Raw genomic sequence first — 16,981 nt, 5'->3', positions numbered from 1 at the left:
TACCGATATTGTAGCAGCGCCGGAGAAATTGCAGATGGAAAAATCGCAGGCCGCCTCACGCATCGCTCCGCTGGAGCCCCCTTATACGCCCGAGCTGGAGGCGCATTTCGATCGCATCATGCCGCCCGGTGTGCCGCCGCTGCTGCTGTTTCGCACCATCGCCACCAGCGAGCGCGCCTGGCGCAAATTCAGTGCCGGCAGCCTGCTCGATCGCGGGCCGCTGTCGCTGCGGGAACGGGAAATCGTGATCGATCGCACCTGCGCGCTGGCCGGATGCGAGTACGAATGGGGTATTCACGTCGCGATCTTTGCCGAACGCGCGCGGCTGACCGACGCGCAGGTGCGGGCGACCGTGCTGGAAGCAGCCGACGCTGCCTGCTGGTCCGACGCGGAGCAGGCCCTGATTGCCGCCGTCGACGCTCTGCATCATCATACCACCTGGAAGGAAACGGAATTCGCGGCGCTGAAGCGCCATTACAGCGATGAACAGGTTCTCGAAATCATCCAGCTCTGCGGTTTTTATCGAACGGTCTCCTGCTTCGCGAATGCGCTGGCTCTTCCGCTGGAAGCCACGGCGGCGCGTTTCCCGGTTTGAGGTTGCTAGTCTCGAGCGACGATTTCGCGCTCGTCGCGATGCACCGCCATCTCCGAGAGCAGGCGGTTGTTGCGACGGCGCATCAGGATTCTCGGACGGCGGGTCTTGATGACGTTGTGCCGGCGCCGGCGCGGGGCCGGTTCACGCACCTGCTCGGTGTCTTCGCTGATCCGCGGCAGCGCGAAAATTTCGCCCCAGGCATCGCAGGCCTGTTCGATCTCGGTGTCGTCGGTCGAGACCAGCAGCGGGATCGATAAGGACGGATCGCGATGGACGAGCACCAGCATCTGGCCGTCATCGGCTTCGCGCACCGCGATGCCGAGAAAATCATTGACGCGAACGTTGATCGCCATCCGCATGCCGCGCACCGCGCGGCGAAGCACCACGCGATCACGACTGATTTCGACTTGCCGCATGCCGCCGTCGGCGCGCGCGTCGCGCGTGTCGAACCGTAAGGGCAAGGAAAATGGGTCGAGCCGCAGCACGCGGCTCGACCCGGCGGGTGTCCCGCCAGCTCCGAATTGACGCCTCAAGATTTTATCTCCCCGTCGAGATTATGCTCCCGATCGATGCGAGGACCTTGCCACGGGTGAGGCCCGAAACCGCTTAAGAAGGCTGGTTAATCGTCTCTCATCCGGCGACATGATTGACGAAGCCTTGCCGCGGAGCCGAAATTTGTTTTATTTCCAGACTCCGGTATGCTTGAAACGCGCGTGGAATCGGCACATCTGAGTGGTTGCCGCGTTTGCGGCCGGCCGTTCCCATGCCATGCTTTGTGGGGCGGTTCCCGCCTTCAACTTGCTCCAGATTCGGGATGTGTTCGTGATCTCTTCACCAAACGCGCCATCATTGCCTGCCTCCCAAACCGCTGCATCTAAAGCTGCGTCCGATCTGCTCGATCAGTCGGCCCTGAGCGATCTCGCCCAGCGCCTGGTCGAGGCCGCGAAGCGCGCGGGCGCCGACGCCGCTGATGCCGTCGCGGTGCGCGGCATGTCGCAGGGCGTCGAGGTGCGCGACGGCCGTGTCGAGGAATCCGAGCGCTCGGAAGGCGACGATGTCGGCCTGCGGGTTTTTGTCGGTCGGCGACAGGCCGTGGTCTCCACCAACGATGTCTCCGGTGATGGCGCCGCCAAACTTGCCGAACGTGCGGTCGCCATGGCGCGGGTGGCGCCGGACGATGCCTATGTCGGGCTCGCCGATCCCGCGCTGCTGGCGCGAGATTTTCTGGCGCTCGATCTGCTCGATCCGGATATGCCCTCGACCGACGAACTGGAACGTCGCGCACTGGCGGCGGAAGCGGCCGGTGTTGCGGTCAAGGGCGTCACCAAATCCGGCGGCGCATCCGCCTCGTGCGGCATCGGCGGCATGGTGCTGGTCACCAGCACCGGGTTTCATGGCAAGTATCTGCGATCCAGCCAGGGCATCTCGATGACGGCGATTGCTGGCCAGGGCATCGGCATGGAGCGCGACTACGACTACACATCGGCGATCCACGGCTCCGATCTGCTGTCGCCCGAAAGCATCGGCACCCGCGCGGGAGAACGCACGGTGGCGCGGATCAATCCGCGCAAGGTTGCGACCTGCAAGGCGCCGGTGGTGTTCGATCCCCGCGTCTCCGGTTCGCTGGTGGGTCACGTGGTCGGCGCCGTGAACGGCGCATCGATCGCGCGCAAGACCAGCTTCCTGAAGGACAGTTTGGGCAAGCAGCTGTTCGACACGAGCATCCGCATCATCGACGATCCGCTGCGCGTGCGCGGGCTGCGGTCGCAATCGTTCGATGCCGAAGGCGTCGCGGTCAAGAAGCTCGCGATCATCGATCAGGGCGTGCTGACGTCGTGGGTCTTGGATTGCGCGACCGCGCGCGAACTCGGCCTTGTCACCACCGGCCATGCCCAGCGCGGCGTGTCGTCATCACCGTCACCCGGTTCATACAACCTGCATATGGAGCCGGGATCGCTGTCGCCGAAGGAATTGATCTTGGACATCAAGCAGGGCTTTTATGTCACCGACCTGATCGGCTCGGGAGTCAATGGCGTCACCGGCGATTACAGCCGCGGCGCGGCCGGCTTCTGGATCGAGAACGGCGAGCTCACTTACGCGGTCAGCGAGGTCACGATTGCCGGTCATCTGTTCGAGATCTTCAAGTCCCTGACGCCGGCGAACGATCTTGAGTTCCGTTACGGCGTCAACGCGCCGACGGTGCGCATCGAAGGGCTGACGATTGCCGGACGCTGAGACTGTTTCCGATCACGCTGTTGCCGATGGCGTTTTTGCCCGCGACGCGGTCCTGCTGACCGGCGTTGTCCGTGAAGCCGGTGCCCTGGCGCTCAGCCTGTTTCGCACCGAACTGCGCAACTGGATCAAGGGCAAGTCGTCCCCGGTGTCAGAAGCCGATATCGCCGTCAACGATCTGCTCGAGCGTCGCCTGCGCGACGCGACGCCGGACTACGGCTGGCTCTCGGAGGAGAGCGTCGACGATCCGGCGCGCCTCGGCAAGCGACGGGTGTGGATCGTCGATCCGATCGACGGCACCCGCTCGTATCTGGCGGGCCTGGAGGACTGGTGTGTCAGCGTGGGGCTGGTCGAGGATGGGATACCGGTGCTCGGCGCGGTGTTCGTGCCGACCTCTGATGAGTTCTTTTTTGCAACCCGCGGGGCAGGTGCCACCCGCAACGGCAGCATCATTCACACCGCTCCGGGCGCAAAACTTGATCCCGCGCGCATTGTCGGGCCAAAGCCGCTGGTCGAACGCCTGGGCGATGCCCTAGAACCGGGCAAGATTCACCCTCGGATCGGGTCGCTTGCGCTGAAAATCTGCCGTGCGGCCGAGGGACGGCTTGACGTCGCATTTGCCGGCGGTCATAGCCGGGATTGGGACCTTGCGGCGGCCGATTTAATCGTGCACGAAGCCGGCGGGCTCATGACCGCGCTGACCGGCGATGTCATTGTCTACAACCGCCCTGAGGTGAAGCACGAGACCCTGGTGGCGGCGGGGCAAGCGCGCCACGCCCGCGTTGTCGAGCACTTCAGGCAACATCCACTGTTCTAGAAACGTTCTTGGCTTTACAGTCGTCCGGCCGGAAACCGTCTTTCCAGGAAAACGATTCATGTCCGATACCCCGCAGCAACTGCTTCACCTCGTCATCGGGGGCGAGCTGATCGATCTCGAACACATCACTTTCAAGGATCTGGACAAGGTCGAGATCGTCGGCGTGTATCCGAACTACGCATCGGCCTATGCGGCCTGGAAATCGAAGGCCCAGCAGACGGTCGATAACGCCCATATGCGCTATTTCATCGTGCACCTGCATCGCCTGCTCGATCCCGGGACCGACGCCAAAGCGGCTCATTGAGCCGAATTCACTGCATATTTCATGTTTCGAAACATAACGCGCTCCAGCTGGTTCCAGCACGCCGCCGGATTTGTCGCGGCGCAAATTCTGCGCGTCGTCTGGTTGACCAATCGCATCAGCTACGATCCGCCCGATCTGTATCAGCAGATCGAGCCCAGGATGCCGGTGATCATTGCATTCTGGCACGGTCAGCATTTCCTGATGCCGTTCGGCACGCGCAGGCATCATCGCTTCAAGGTGCTGATCTCCCGTCATCGTGACGGCGAAATCAATGCCATTGTCGTCGAACAGTTCGGGATCGGCACCGTGCGCGGATCGGGCGACCATGGATCGTCGTTTCACCGCAAAGGCGGCGTTCCGGCTTTCAAGGCGATCCTGCGCCATCTGCAGAGCGGTGGCAGCATGGCCATGACCGCCGACGTTCCCAAAGTGTCCCGCGTTGCGGGTCTTGGGATTATTATGCTTGCGCGGGAGTCCGGCCGGCCCATTATACCGGCCGCGATCGCCACCAGCCGGTTCAAGCGGCTGAACAATTGGGATCGCTCGGTGATTCATCTGCCGTTCGGTCGTGGTGTCGTCGCTATCGGCCAAGCGGTAACGGTGCCGGCCGATGCCGACGATGCCGCCATGGAGACGCTTCGCGTGCAGCTCGAAGCCAGCCTGAACGAAGTCAACCGTCGCGCCTACGCGATCGTCGGATGTCCGGACGAGGGCCTGCATGTCGCGTGATGTGCCCCTGACATTGCGGGCCTACCGCAAGCTGTCGGCCATGGCGATGCCGGTTTCGGGCTTGCTGCTGAGCCGCCGGCTGAAGCAGGGCAAGGAAGAAGCGGCCCGTGTCGGCGAGCGGCGCGGCTTTGCCGGCGTCGATCGTCCCAACGGACCGCTGATCTGGATCCATGGCGCGAGCGTCGGCGAGGTGCTGGCGGCGGCCGAGCTGATCGAGCGGCTGCGTGCGCTCAACGTCCGCATCCTGCTGACATCCGGCACCGTGACCTCGGCGGCGATCGTCGCCAAACGTTTCCCAGCCGATGTGATCCATCAATACGTGCCGTTCGATGCACCGCGTTATGTGGCCCGTTTCCTCGATCACTGGCAGCCGTCGCTGGCGCTGTTTATCGAATCCGATCTCTGGCCGAATCTCATCATGGCGAGCGCGGCGCGCCGCGTTCCGATGGTGCTGATCAACGGCCGGATGTCGCATCGCTCGTTCCCGCGCTGGCAGCGCGCCTACGCCACCATCTCCGCGCTGCTCGGCCGGTTCGATCTTTGTCTTGCGCAATCGGAGACCGATGCGGAGCGGTTCGCGGCGCTGGGCGGCCGTGATGTGGTCGCGACCGGAAATCTGAAGCTCGATGTGCAGGCGCCGCCGGCGGATCACGCCAAGCTCGAGCGGCTGCAGGCGGTCACGCGCGACCGCACGGTGATTGTCGCCGCCTCCACCCATGCAGGGGAGGAAGAGATCCTCGCCAACGTGCACCAGCGGCTGTCTCGCGAATTCCCGAAACTGCTTACGGTCATCGTGCCGCGCCACCCGGCGCGCGGTCCGGCGATCGCGCAGATGGCTTATTCCGCTGGCCTGCACGTGTCGGTGCGCTCGCAGGAGCAATTGCCGGCGGCCGATACCGATATCTATGTCGCCGATACGCTCGGCGAACTCGGCCTGTTCTATCGTCTGGCGCCGATCGTGTTCATGGGCGGCTCGCTGGTCGCGCACGGTGGGCAGAACCCGATCGAGGCCATCAAGCTCGGCGCAGCGGTGCTGCACGGACCGCATGTGTTCAATTTCACCGATGTGTACGGTGCGCTCGACGATGCCCGTGGTGCGGGGCAGATCGAGACGGCCGAAGGGCTGGCGACCCAGATCGGGCTTTGGCTGACCGATCAGGTGGCGCGGCAGCGCGCGGTCGAAGCCGGCCACGGCGTGGTCGACCGGCTCGGCGGCGCGCTGGATCGCACGCTGAGTGCGCTCGAACCCTATCTGATGCAGCTGCGGATCGAGCGCGGGGCGCATCATGCGTGAGCCGGCCTTCTGGCAGGCGCGCTCATCCTGGCAATCACTGTTGTTGTCGCCGCTTGGCGGGCTCTACGGCGCCATTACCGCGCGGCGGATGACGAGGGCAGGGCAACGAGTCGGCGTACCGGTCTTTTGTGTCGGCAACTACCATGTCGGTGGCGCCGGCAAGACCCCGACGGTGCTGGCGCTGGGGGCTCTGCTGACGGAGCTTGGCGAGCGGCCCTGGGTGGTGAGCCGCGGCTATGGCGGACGGCTTGCGGGGCCCGTCGCGGTCGACCCGGCGCAGCATACAGCCGCCGATGTTGGCGACGAGCCGCTGATGCTGGCCGCCTCTTTGCCGGTCATCGTGGCGCGCGATCGTGTCGCGGGTGCGCAATTGGCCCGCACGCAGGGCGCCAGCGTGATCGTGCTCGACGACGGATTTCAAAACCCGGCGCTGGCCAAGGATGTCGCTTTGATCGTTATCGATGCCGGTCGCGGGCTTGGCAATGGTTGTGTGTTTCCCGCCGGTCCCCTGCGCGCGCCGCTGGCGCCGCAGCTTGCGCGCACCGATGCGCTGATCGTGGTTGGTGAGGGCCATGCCGCTGAGACGGTCGCAAGTGCGGTCGCCGCGCGCAACAAGCCGGTGCTCTCGGTGCGATTGAAGCCGGATCCGGCGTCCGTATCGGCGCTGGTCGGCAAGCGCGTGCTCGCCTTTGCCGGCATCGGCGATCCCCGCCGTTTTTTCGCGACCTTGCGCGCCAGCGGCGTCGATGTCGCGAACCAGAGAGCGTTTGCGGACCATCATCCGTTTTCGCCCTCCGAAATCCAGGCGCTTGAACAGCAGGCGGCGCGGGAGGGGCTCACGCTGGTGACGACGGAAAAGGACTTTGTTCGTTTGTGCAGTGATTCGCGTTTAGCGGTCTATGCGAGTGGAATCATGCCGTTCAAGGTCAGCCTCGACCTCGGTGATGGCGTTGCGCTGCGAACCATTGTTGCCGATGTCTTGAAGAGACGACGCGTGGCTGCGTCCTAATCCTATTGCGTCATATACAAACTTAATCTCTCATCCTGAGGAGGCGCGAAGCGCCGTCTCGAAGGACGAGGCCACAGGTGCCGCAATTCGGGCCTCATGGTTCTCCGAGCGATGGGTAGCATCGTCTCGAGACACGCGTGCCGCGCTCCTCACCATGAGGAGATATGGCGCAGCAGTCCTCAACCGGATTTCAATTCGCCGGGATAGTGCCGCTCCAGCACCGCCGCGGGCGTTGCATAGGGCTCCTGGCGGTCGACGCTCCAGTACTTCAGCTCGTCCAGCGCGATGTGGATGCCCGTGATCGCGCACACCACGTAGCTTCCCGGTGAGATCACGCGGAAATCTCCGTCGAGATACTGCACTTTGGCTTCGCCTTGGCCGGAGGAGCTGAACTTGTTGAGCACGCGGGTTCCCCTGCTGGTTCCCTGGATGGATGTGAAAGGTCGGATTGAGTGGTCTAGTCTAGCATAAATGTGCACGGCTCAACGGCTTTTCCAGACGGCGGAAGCCGCGAACGGGGCGGTTAGAACAGGTCGCCCTGATTGTCGACCTTGGCCGCCCGCTTGGCCGGCGCGGGTTTCGGGGGCGCCTGCGAGGCAGGAGCGGGCGATGCGACGGGCTGAGCCGCGCTGCCATCGGCGACAGCACCCACCCGGCCGTCGGCGAACTCGATGCTGAGGCGGGTGCCCTCGGTCACGTGAGCCGCCGCATGCAGCGGCGCGCCGCCGGCGTCACGCACCAGTGCGAAGCCGCGCGCCAGCACGCTGCGGTAGGACAGCGCGGTGAGCAACTGCCCGGCATGGGCGATCCGCGCATCATGGCGCTGGATCAGCGTGCGCAGCGCCCGCGCCGCGCGTTCGGTGAGGCGCTGTGCGCGCTCGCGGTCGCGGGCGATCACATTGCGTTGCGCCTGGACGTTGGCGAGCCGCGAGGCTTTCAGCCGCACTTCGAGGCCGGCGAAGCGGTCGCGGCGTCGCCGCACCAGCGACTGTGCGCCCAGCGCCAGGCGGTCGCCGGTCACGGTCAGGCGATGGGCGGCGTGATCCACTTGCGCGCGGAGCACGCGCAATGTCAGCCGTGTACTGGTCTGCGCGAAGTGGCGGAAATGCGCGTGGGTGTTGCCCCTCAGTGCGCGCGGCAGCGCCGCCGTGGCGCCGTCGAAGCGCTGGCGCGGGATCGCGAGCAGTTCAGTCGCGCTCGGCAGCGCGCGCACCGCGCTGCGCAGGTCGCTGCGGCGATGCTCCTGGCTGCGATGCCAGCAGGCAAAACTGCGTTGCCCCAGGTCGGCCACCTCGACCGCGAGTTCGGCGCGCACCGGCACGGCCATCTCAGCCGCCGCAGTCGGCGTCGGCGCGCGGCGATCGGCGGCGAAATCGATCAGCGTCACGTCGGTCTCGTGGCCCACGGCAGAGATCAGCGGGATGGTGCTCTCCGCCGCCGCGCGTACCACGATTTCTTCGTTGAACGACCACAGGTCCTCCAGCGAGCCGCCGCCGCGCGCGACAATCAGCAGGTCGGGGCGCGGGAGCCGGCCGCGCTCCGGGAAGGCATTGAAGCCGCGGATGGCGGCCGCGATCTGCTCGGCGGATCCCTCACCCTGCACGCGCACCGGCCACACCAGCACCCGGCGCGGAAAGCGATCTTCCAGCCGGTGCAGGATGTCGCGGATCACCGCGCCGGTCGGCGAGGTGACGACACCGATCACCTCCGGCAGCCAGGGCAGTGGTTTCTTGCGGTCCGCGTCGAACAGCCCCTCGGCGGTGAGTTTGCGCTTGCGCTCCTCCATCAGCGCCATCAGGGCGCCGACGCCGGCGGGCTCCAGCGCCTCGATCACGATCTGGTACTTGGAGGAGCCGGGGTAGGTGGTCAGTTTGCCGGTGGCGATGACCTCGAGGCCCTCCTGCGGCCGAAACCGCATCCGACCGTGCACACCCTTCCAGATCACCGCCTCGATTTTGGCGGTTTGGTCCTTCAGCGCGAAATAGCAATGCCCGGACGAATGGGCGCCGCGAAAGCCGGAGATCTCGCCGCGAACGCGGACATGGCCATAGGCGTCCTCCACGGTGCGTTTCAGGGCGGAGGAGAGCTCCGAGACGGTGAATTCCGGCGAATTGGGCAGGGGGGACGGGGCTGTTTCAGACATTCGAATCGCGTTCCAAGGGTGCCGCAAACCTAAGCTCTCCCCGCGCCCGGCGCCAATCGGGTCAAACTGTGGCCTTTACTCTGTTACGCAGAGTACTCTATAATGCCCATATAAGCGGAGGAGCCGTGATGAGAGCCGCGCTGCGTGGACTGCTGGGGGCATGTCGTTGGGTCTTGGCTGCTGCGGGTTTGGCGGCCCTGCTGCTCGGTGGACTGATCGCCTGGCCGATCAGCCCGCCGCCTGAACTGGCGTCGATCTCGGAGTCCCGCAAAACGGTCGATTTCAGCACCCTGCCGGCCGCGGAGCGTTTCCAGGCGCGCGATGGCACGGAGCTGACCTATCGCTACTACGTCCCCGCCGCATCAACGCCGGCCACGAATCGCATCGCGATCGTCATCCATGGGTCAAGCGGCTCCAGCCGGGGGACCATCCACGCGCTCTCCCAGGGGTTGGTGGCACGGGGTGTGGAAACCTATGCGGTGGATATCCGAGGTCATGGCGCGTCGGGAACCCGTGGCGACATCGCTTATCTCGGGCAGCTCGAGGACGACCTCGCCGATCTCGTCGGTGAAATTCGTAAAACGCGCCCATCCGCACCGCTGACATTGATCGGTCATTCGTCCGGTGGCGGTTTTGCGCTCCGTGTCGCCGGTTCGCCGATCCAGGCCTTGTTCGCGCGTACGGTGCTACTGGCGCCTTATCTCGGCTACGACGCGCCGACCACCCGTCCCAATTCCGGCGGCTGGGCCAGCGCCGACATCCCGCGTTTTATCGCGTTGTCGGTGCTGCGCGGTCTCGGCTTTCCATGGGCTGAATCCCTGCCGACCATTGCGTTCGCGGTGCCGCCCAATTCAGGCAAGACGCTGACGCAAACCTACTCATACCGCCTGATGCGCAACTTTGCGGTCTCACGGGATTTCCGGCACGATTTCGCGGGCGCCACCAGGCCCGTCGCGATCTTCTCCGGTGCCGCCGACGAACTGATGTTCCCGGACAAATACCAGGCCGCGGTCGGCGACCGCGCCATCGTCACCCTCATTGAACGGCGTCAATCACATGGGCATCGTCAGCGATCCCGCCGCCATCGCGCGCATTGCCGAGGACGTTGCCAGAACCGATGTGAGGTCATGATGGCCATCGATCCACGTGACGCCGCGGCAACGCTGGTAGAGATCGACGACATCTCGCGCCGCGTCAGGCAATCGCTGTTCTACCAGCGCGCCAGTCTCATTCTCGTGCTCTGGGGCGTGCTGATCTTCGTCGGTTACGTCCTCAACCAGCTTCGTCCAGTCAGCCCAATGTATGTCTGGAACACGATTAACGTGCTTGGGATTGGAGGCTCGTTCGTCATCGCTGTCATGCAGCGCGGCAAACCGCATGTTCGCAAGTTCGAGGCGCGGCTGTTTCTGGCTTTCCTGTTGTTCTTTGCTTTCGGCGTGCTCTGGTCGAGCGGGCTCGCACATTTCAGCGGGCGTCAGCTCGGCGCATTCTGGGCGACCTATGTCATGCTGGCCTACACACTGGTCGGATTGTGGGTCGGGCTTGCCTTTGTCGCGATCGGCATCAGCATTACGGTTCTGACCCTGATCGGGTATTTCTTTGCAGGGCCCTGGTTCGATCTCTGGATGGCCTTGGTCAACGGCGGCGGTCTGATTCTGGGCGGCCTTTGGATGCGCCGTGACTGATCTCGACGATATCATTCACCAGCCACTGCGGTTGCGCATCATGGCGGCCCTGCACGCGCTGCCAGCCGGCGAGGGGCTGGAATTTGCCCGCCTGAAGAAACTGACCGGGGCCACCGACGGCAATCTCGGGGCGCACATCGAGACCCTGGCGAAGGCCGCCTATGTCACAGTGGACAAGTCGTTTGTGGGGAAAAAGCCGCAGACCAAAGTGATCGCGACGGCTGCCGGCCGGGGCGCGTTCGCCCGCCATGTGGCGCTGCTGCGCCAGATCATCGAAACCGGCGGAAACGGCTGATAACAGCCCCTTGTCTCAGTCGTCCTGACCCGTTAACCGGACGGATCAGGAGATCGCCATGAACATCCTTCTTCTCGGTTCCGGTGGGCGCGAACATGCGCTGGCCTGGAAAATCGCCGGCTCGCCGCTGCTGACCAAACTATGGTGCGCCCCGGGCAATGCCGGGATCGCGCAAGAGGCCGAATGCATCGCGCTCGATGTGACGAACCATGCGGCCGTGATCGACTTCTGCCGCGCCAACAAGGTCGATTTGGTGATGGTCGGACCCGAAGCGCCGCTGGCGGCGGGCATTGTTGACGATCTCACAGCGGTCGGCATCAAGGCATTCGGCCCAAGCAAGGCGGCATCGCAGCTCGAGAGTTCGAAGGGCTTCACCAAGGACCTGTGCACCGAGTTCGGTATCCCGACCGGCGCGTACGGTCGCTTTACGAATGCCGCCGATGCGCTGGCGTTCGTTCGTGCGCAGGGGGCGCCGATCGTGGTCAAGGCCGATGGACTTGCCGCCGGCAAAGGCGTCGTCGTGGCCACGACCTTGCGCGAGGCGGAAGACGCCGTTGCCATGATGTTCGACGGTGCGTTCGGGTCGGCCGGTGCCGAGGTGGTCATCGAGGAGTTTCTGCCCGGCCGCGAAGTCAGCTTCTTCGCGTTTTCGGACGGCGAGACCGCGATTGCACTCGCCTCCGCGCAGGATCACAAGCGCGTCTTCGATCGCGATGAAGGTCCGAACACGGGCGGCATGGGCGCCTATTCGCCGACGCCGTTCGTGACGCCGGAGGTCCATGCGGAGATCATGGAGCGGATCATTCTGCCCACAGTCGCTGGCATGAAGGCGCGCGGCACGCCTTATCGCGGCGTGCTCTATGCCGGCGTTATGCTGACGCCGCAGGGCCCCAAACTGTTCGAATACAATGTCCGTTTCGGCGACCCCGAATGCCAGGTGCTGATGCTGCGCATGATGTCGGATCTGGTTCCGGCACTGCTTGCCGTCTGCGACGGCCAGCTCAAGCATTTCGACCTGCGCTGGTATCCCGACGCGGCGCTCACGGTGGTGATGGCCGCCAAGGGCTATCCCGGCGACTATGCCAAGGGAACGGGGATCGCCGGCCTGGATGCGGCCTCGAGCATCGAGGGTGTCGAGATTTTCCATGCTGGTACCAGCGCCGATGGCGATCAAATTCTGGCCAATGGCGGCCGGGTGCTCAATGTCACGGCGATGGGCCGGACCGTGCGCGAGGCGCAGCAGCGCGCCTATCAGGCTGTCGACCGGATCGACTGGCCGGAGGGCTTCTGCCGCCGCGATATCGGCTGGCAGGCGGTGGCGCGGGAAACGGGCGCGTAAGCAACGCTCGTGCGGAGGTGACGATCGCGTATGCGATCGCGCGTGTTGCCAGCCGCGGCAGCCGGTGCTTGAACCATCGATGTCGCGCTGCGCAGGTCTGGCGGCGGCGCCTGATCATGTGAGAGCAACGTCATGTCCGATCTTGCCGATCTGTTTCCCGGTTATGCTTCCGAGTGGATCTCGACCAGCCGCGGCCGCATTTTCGCGCGCGTCGGCGGCAGCGGCCCGCCGCTGATGCTGCTGCATGGTTATCCGCAGACCCATGTGATGTGGCACAAGGTGGCGCCGCAGCTCGCCACCAAATTCAAGCTGATCATTCCCGATCTGCCCGGCTATGGCTGGTCCGATGTGCCGAAGACCGATGCCGACCATACGCCGTTCACCAAGCGCGCCATGGCGCAGGCGATGATCGAGGTGATGGACAAGCTGGGACATGCGCAGTTCATGCTGGCCGGCCACGACCGCGGCGGGCGTGTCACCTATCGGCTCGCGCTGGATCATCCGGGCCGGCTGTCGAAGCTCGCCACCCTCGATATCCTGCCGACCTATGACTACTGGGCGCGGATGGATCGTGCGTTCGGGCTGCGCGCCTATCACTGGCTGTTCCTGGCGCAGCCGGCTCCCATGCCGGAGAACCTGATCCAGTCGAATCCGGACGAGTATTTCGGCCACACTTTCCGCTCCTGGGCGAAGAAGGACAAGCCGAACCCGTTCGATCCGCGTGCGGTCGCGCACTATCTCACCGCGCTACGCGATCCCCTGCGGATTCACGCGGCCTGCGAGGACTATCGCGCCGGCGCCTATGCCGATCTCGATCACGACAAGGCCGATCGCGACGCCGGCAAGAAGATCACCGCGCCGCTGTTGGCGCTGTGGGGCGAGACTGGTTTCGCCTCTGCGGGCGGCTCGCCGCTCGACGGCTGGCGCGCGTGGGCGACCAACGTGTCGGGTGGCCCGATCGAGTCCGGACACTTCCTGCCCGAGGAAAATCCGGATGCGACCGGAGCCGCGCTGCTGAAGTTCTTTTCGGAGTAGACGATGTCCCTGCGTGAAGCGGTCCGAGACGACGTTCCCCGCCTGCTGCAACTGCTGGCCGAGGATCAGATCAGCGATCAGCGCGACGATCCCAATGGCGACCTGACGCCGTATCTGGCGGCATTCGATGCGATCGACGCTGACCCCAACAATACGACCTATGTCTGGGAGCAGGACGGCGAGATCGTCGGCTGCTTCCAGCTGACCTTCCTGCCGGGGCTGCTGCAGCGCGGCGGCTGGCGGGCGCAGGTCGAAAGCGTGCGGACCGATCGCCGGTTTCGCGGCCGCAAGATCGGCGAACAGATGATGGCGGAAGCGGTCAAGATGTCGCGCGCCAGGGGATGCTGGCAGGTGCAGCTGACCACCAACAAGGACCGCCGCGACGCCCACCGCTTCTACCGCCGCCTCGGCTTCGTCGCCTCGCACGAGGGCATGAAGCTGAAGCTGTGATGATGAATCGTAGGATGGGTTGAGCGCAGCGAAACCCATCGTCCCACGCCAATTGATCCATGATGGGTTTCGCCTTTGGCTCAACCCATCCTACAGATCATCATCGCCGAGCCTTGAAAAATTCGCGCAGTAGCGCCGCCGCTTCGATCTCCCCCACGGCCGAATACACCTCCGGCGCGTGATGGCAGGTCGGCGAGGCGAAAAAGCGCACACCGGAGTCGATCGCGCCGCCCTTTGGATCGGCGGCGCCATAATACAGCCGCCGGATCCGGGCGAATGAGATCGCGCCGGCGCACATGGTGCACGGCTCCAGCGTGACATAGAGATCGCAGTCGATCAGGCGCTCGCTGCCGAGCAGGGCTGCGGCCTGCCGGATCGCCAGAACTTCGGCGTGGGCGGAGGGGTCGCGGTCGGTCAGCGTGCGGTTTCCGGCGCTCGCAATGACCTCGCCATCGCGCACGATCACGCAACCTATCGGGACTTCACCCGCATTTCCGGCGATTTGGGCCTGTTTGAGGGCCAAATCCATGAAAGAATGTGCAGTCATAGCTCGTCTCGCAGCAATAACTCTGTTAGAGCATGATCCGGAGAAGTAGACACCGGTTTCAGCATCCTCCAGCGACGCGGACCTTGGTTCGCCCCAAGAAGATGCTTTACTTCAAAGACTTACCATAAAGACTTGCGCGTATTCCCTGCGCAAAACCGGTATCCACTTTTGCGGAATACGCGCTAAAGATCATCCTCAGAACGACAATCGCGAGAGTCTGATTCAACTGCGTTGAGTCAATCTTCAGCGAGCGCCATCATTTACAGCGAGAGACGTCATGCCCCGCGACAAAGATAAAAACAACGCCACGCCGCGCGGCACCCGCGGCGCTGGCCGCCATGCCGGAAAGAGTTTCGGCAAGGGGCGCGATGGCGGTGGTTCGCGCGACGAGCGTCCGGCCCGCAGCGGCGGCAAGTCGTTCGGCGCCAAGAAGTCATTTGGCGAAAAAAAGTCTTTCGGAGACAAGAAATCGTTCGGCGACAAGCCATTCGGAGACCGCAAGCCCGGTGTGAAGCGTCCTTACTCGCCCCGGCCTGCCGCTGATCGCCCGCGCTCGGATCGGCCGTTTGCGGCCAAGGGGGCTGGCGGCGGCGCCCGTTTCCGCGATGATGGCGATCGTCCGAAACCCCGCTTCAACCGCGATGAGCGTCCAGAGCGCAGCCGTGACGACCGTCCGGACCGTGGGCCGCGCAAGGAGTTTGCGCCGCGCCCGGACCGTGGGCCGCGCAAGGAATTTACCCCGCGCCCGGATCGCGGCGGCGAGGATCGGCCGCGTTTCAAGCCGCGGGAGGATCGTGGTGGTGAGCGCCCGTTCACGCCGCGCAATCGCGACGATCGGGCTCCACGTGGTGATCGCAGCGAAACGCGTCCCGCCGGCCGGTTTGCGGAGAAGAAATTCGGTGACAAGCGTCCTGATGGCGAGAAGCGGCCGTTCGGTGCAAAGCCGGGCGCCAGAGGTGAAGGATTCCGCAAGGACGGGGACAAGCCATTCTCGCGGGGACCGCGCAAGGATTTTGCTGGCGGCGATCGCAGCGGTGATAAGCCGTGGCAGCGCCGCGAGGCGCCCGCGCGCGATGGCCAGCGTTTCGACAAGCCGCGCGGTGACCGCCCGCGCCGCGACGGCGACGAACGTCCGCGCTTTTCCCGTTCGCGCGATGATCGCCCGGAGCGTGCGGCTGACGATCGCGGCGCGCGCAAGTTCAGCCGGCCGCGTGACGACGATCGTGGCGCGGGCGATCGCCCCCGCTTTGAGCGTCCGCGTGGCGAGCGCAATGCCTGGCAGGAGCATCCGCGCAGCGAAGGGCGCGACGAGCGGCCGCGCGGCGAGCCGGATGAGTCGAAGATCTTCGCCAAGCGTCCGGCGTTCGGCGGCCGCGGCGCATATCGGGAGCGCAGGCAGGAAACCGATCGGCGCAGCAAGCGTCCGGCCGAGGCCGCGCCCGCGCCGAAAAAGCCCGGCGAACGGATCGCCAAGCGGCTGGCGCGCGCGGGGTTGTGCTCGCGGCGCGACGCCGAAGAGTGGATCATGCAGGGGCGCGTGGCCATCAACGGGCGGGTCCTGACCTCGCCAGCGCTCGACGTCACCGAGCGCGACGTCATCACCGTGGACGGCCAGCCGTTGCCGGAGCGCGAGCGCACGCGGCTGTTTCTTTATCACAAGCCGCGCGGCCTGATGACCACCCATGACGATCCCGAGGGACGTCCCACGGTGTTCGACAATCTGCCGGGGCATCTGCCGCGGCTGATCAGCATCGGCCGGCTCGATTTCAACACCGAAGGCCTGCTGCTGCTGACCAATGACGGCGGCCTGGCGCGTGCGCTGGAATTGCCCGATACCGGCTGGCTGCGGCGTTATCGCGTCCGTGCACACGGCACCGTGACCCAGGGCCAGCTCGACGAGTTGCGCAAGGGCGTCGAGGTCGACGGCGTGAAATACGGTTCGATCGATGCCCAGCTCGAGCACGACCAGGGCGCCAACGTCTGGATCGTGTTTGCGATCCGCGAAGGCAAGAACCGTGAAGTGCGCAACGTCCTGGCGCATCTGGGGCTGGAGGTGAACCGGCTGATCCGCGTGTCGTACGGTCCGTTTCAGCTGGCCGAGCTCGGCGAAGGCGAAGTCGACGAGATCAAGACCAGGGTGCTGCGTGAGCAGCTCGGCGAAAAGATCGTCGCCCTCTCCGGTGCGGACTTCGGATCGCCGTCAAAGCCGGATCAGATCGAGGGCCGCGAACCGCTGAACGAAAGGCCGGTGAAGCGACCCACCAGGGCTGCCTCGGTAGCCGATCGCAAGGGCCGTCGCGTGCTGGTCGAGCGCTCCGGCGAGCGCGAAGGTGGCGCGGAGAAACCCTATAGCCGCCCCAAGCGCGGCTATCACGGCAAACGCGATATCAAGCCGCGAGAAGATTAAAAGCATGATCCGGAAAAGTGGGAACCGGTTTTCCCTCGCGCAAACGCAGAGCGTTTGCGCGGAGATCATGCTCAATAAAAAACTCAGAGCACGATCGTGC

General features: G+C 64.8%; 17 protein-coding genes and 1 pseudogene. 14 read left to right on the top strand and 4 right to left on the bottom strand.

Translation table 11 applies throughout. The features are described 5' to 3' along the window. Positions 1-34 precede the first annotated feature (34 nt). Positions 35-595, top strand: coding sequence for a carboxymuconolactone decarboxylase family protein (locus tag RS897_RS03530; protein WP_315835217.1), 561 nt, complete (start codon positions 35-37; stop codon positions 593-595). Positions 596-600: 5 nt separating this feature from the next. On the opposite strand, the gene RS897_RS03525 is transcribed toward RS897_RS03530, so the two are convergent. Further along, positions 601-1,128 carry a DUF6101 family protein gene (locus RS897_RS03525; protein ID WP_315835216.1) on the bottom strand — a complete coding sequence of 176 codons (528 nt, stop codon included), beginning with the start codon at positions 1,126-1,128 and terminating at the stop codon, positions 601-603. Between the two features lie 289 nt (positions 1,129-1,417). On the opposite strand from RS897_RS03525, the gene RS897_RS03520 reads away from it, so the two are divergent. The 6 genes from RS897_RS03520 to lpxK are packed head-to-tail and all read left to right on the top strand — an operon-like array spanning position 1,418 to position 6,980. After that, positions 1,418-2,830, top strand: coding sequence for a TldD/PmbA family protein (locus RS897_RS03520; protein ID WP_407654424.1), 1,413 nt, complete (start codon positions 1,418-1,420; stop codon positions 2,828-2,830). After that, complete coding sequence (locus RS897_RS03515) at positions 2,817-3,644, top strand: 3'(2'),5'-bisphosphate nucleotidase CysQ (protein ID WP_315835215.1); 828 nt, start codon at positions 2,817-2,819, stop codon at positions 3,642-3,644. The genes RS897_RS03520 and RS897_RS03515 overlap by 14 nt, the downstream gene beginning before the upstream one ends. A 58-nt stretch (positions 3,645-3,702) precedes the next feature. Beyond that, positions 3,703-3,948: a DUF4170 domain-containing protein gene (locus tag RS897_RS03510; protein WP_315835214.1), complete on the top strand. Its 246-nt coding sequence runs from the start codon at positions 3,703-3,705 to the stop codon at positions 3,946-3,948. 21 nt (positions 3,949-3,969) lie between these two features. Continuing rightward, positions 3,970-4,677: a lysophospholipid acyltransferase family protein gene (locus tag RS897_RS03505; protein ID WP_315835213.1), complete on the top strand. Its 708-nt coding sequence runs from the start codon at positions 3,970-3,972 to the stop codon at positions 4,675-4,677. Beyond that, complete coding sequence (locus RS897_RS03500; RefSeq protein ID WP_315835212.1) at positions 4,667-5,971, top strand: 3-deoxy-D-manno-octulosonic acid transferase; 1,305 nt, start codon at positions 4,667-4,669, stop codon at positions 5,969-5,971. Before RS897_RS03505 ends, RS897_RS03500 begins: the two co-directional genes overlap by 11 nt. Beyond that, positions 5,964-6,980 carry a tetraacyldisaccharide 4'-kinase gene (gene lpxK / locus RS897_RS03495; protein WP_315835211.1) on the top strand — a complete coding sequence of 339 codons (1,017 nt, stop codon included), beginning with the start codon at positions 5,964-5,966 and terminating at the stop codon, positions 6,978-6,980. Before RS897_RS03500 ends, lpxK begins: the two co-directional genes overlap by 8 nt. A 179-nt stretch (positions 6,981-7,159) precedes the next feature. Here the strand turns inward: lpxK and RS897_RS03490 are convergent, their stop codons facing one another. Together RS897_RS03490 and xseA are read right to left on the bottom strand one after the other, a co-directional pair. After that, a complete protein-coding gene (locus RS897_RS03490) occupies positions 7,160-7,384 on the bottom strand; it encodes a DUF2093 domain-containing protein (RefSeq protein ID WP_315835210.1) in 225 nt (74 codons plus the stop codon). A gap of 119 nt (positions 7,385-7,503) precedes the next feature. Continuing rightward, the gene (xseA, locus tag RS897_RS03485; protein ID WP_315835209.1) at positions 7,504-9,123 is read right to left on the bottom strand and encodes an exodeoxyribonuclease VII large subunit; all 1,620 of its coding nucleotides are present in this window, start codon (positions 9,121-9,123) and stop codon (positions 7,504-7,506) included. A 128-nt stretch (positions 9,124-9,251) separates the two neighbouring features. On the opposite strand from xseA, the pseudogene RS897_RS03480 reads away from it, so the two are divergent. The 6 genes and pseudogenes from RS897_RS03480 to RS897_RS03455 all read left to right on the top strand — a co-directional run bounded on the left by RS897_RS03480 (position 9,252) and on the right by RS897_RS03455 (position 13,927). Then, positions 9,252-10,254, top strand: a pseudogene (locus RS897_RS03480) (alpha/beta hydrolase). After that, positions 10,254-10,808 carry a hypothetical protein gene (locus RS897_RS03475; RefSeq protein ID WP_315835208.1) on the top strand — a complete coding sequence of 185 codons (555 nt, stop codon included), beginning with the start codon at positions 10,254-10,256 and terminating at the stop codon, positions 10,806-10,808. Before RS897_RS03480 ends, RS897_RS03475 begins: the two are co-directional and overlap by 1 nt. Continuing rightward, a complete protein-coding gene (locus RS897_RS03470; RefSeq protein WP_315835207.1) occupies positions 10,801-11,103 on the top strand; it encodes a winged helix-turn-helix domain-containing protein in 303 nt (100 codons plus the stop codon). Before RS897_RS03475 ends, RS897_RS03470 begins: the two co-directional genes overlap by 8 nt. A gap of 58 nt (positions 11,104-11,161) precedes the next feature. Further along, a complete protein-coding gene (gene purD / locus RS897_RS03465; protein WP_315835206.1) occupies positions 11,162-12,442 on the top strand; it encodes a phosphoribosylamine--glycine ligase in 1,281 nt (426 codons plus the stop codon). Positions 12,443-12,574: 132 nt separating this feature from the next. Next, positions 12,575-13,477 carry an alpha/beta fold hydrolase gene (locus RS897_RS03460; RefSeq protein WP_315835205.1) on the top strand — a complete coding sequence of 301 codons (903 nt, stop codon included), beginning with the start codon at positions 12,575-12,577 and terminating at the stop codon, positions 13,475-13,477. A 3-nt stretch (positions 13,478-13,480) separates the two neighbouring features. After that, the gene (locus RS897_RS03455) at positions 13,481-13,927 is read left to right on the top strand and encodes a GNAT family N-acetyltransferase (RefSeq protein ID WP_315835204.1); all 447 of its coding nucleotides are present in this window, start codon (positions 13,481-13,483) and stop codon (positions 13,925-13,927) included. 100 nt (positions 13,928-14,027) lie between these two features. Here RS897_RS03455 and RS897_RS03450 read toward each other — a convergent pair whose 3' ends face one another. Then, on the bottom strand, positions 14,028-14,474 hold the full coding sequence (locus tag RS897_RS03450) for a nucleoside deaminase (RefSeq protein ID WP_315835203.1): 447 nt from the start codon (positions 14,472-14,474) through the stop codon (positions 14,028-14,030). A 277-nt stretch (positions 14,475-14,751) separates the two neighbouring features. On the opposite strand from RS897_RS03450, the gene RS897_RS03445 reads away from it, so the two are divergent. Then, positions 14,752-16,881: a pseudouridine synthase gene (locus RS897_RS03445; RefSeq protein ID WP_315835202.1), complete on the top strand. Its 2,130-nt coding sequence runs from the start codon at positions 14,752-14,754 to the stop codon at positions 16,879-16,881. Positions 16,882-16,981 lie beyond the last annotated feature (100 nt).

Source organism: Bradyrhizobium prioriisuperbiae, from assembly GCF_032397745.1.
Lineage (GTDB): Bacteria > Pseudomonadota > Alphaproteobacteria > Rhizobiales > Xanthobacteraceae > Bradyrhizobium_A > Bradyrhizobium_A prioriisuperbiae.
Note: the sequence above shows the minus strand (reverse complement) of the source record. Positions and strands in the feature narration are given on the sequence as shown.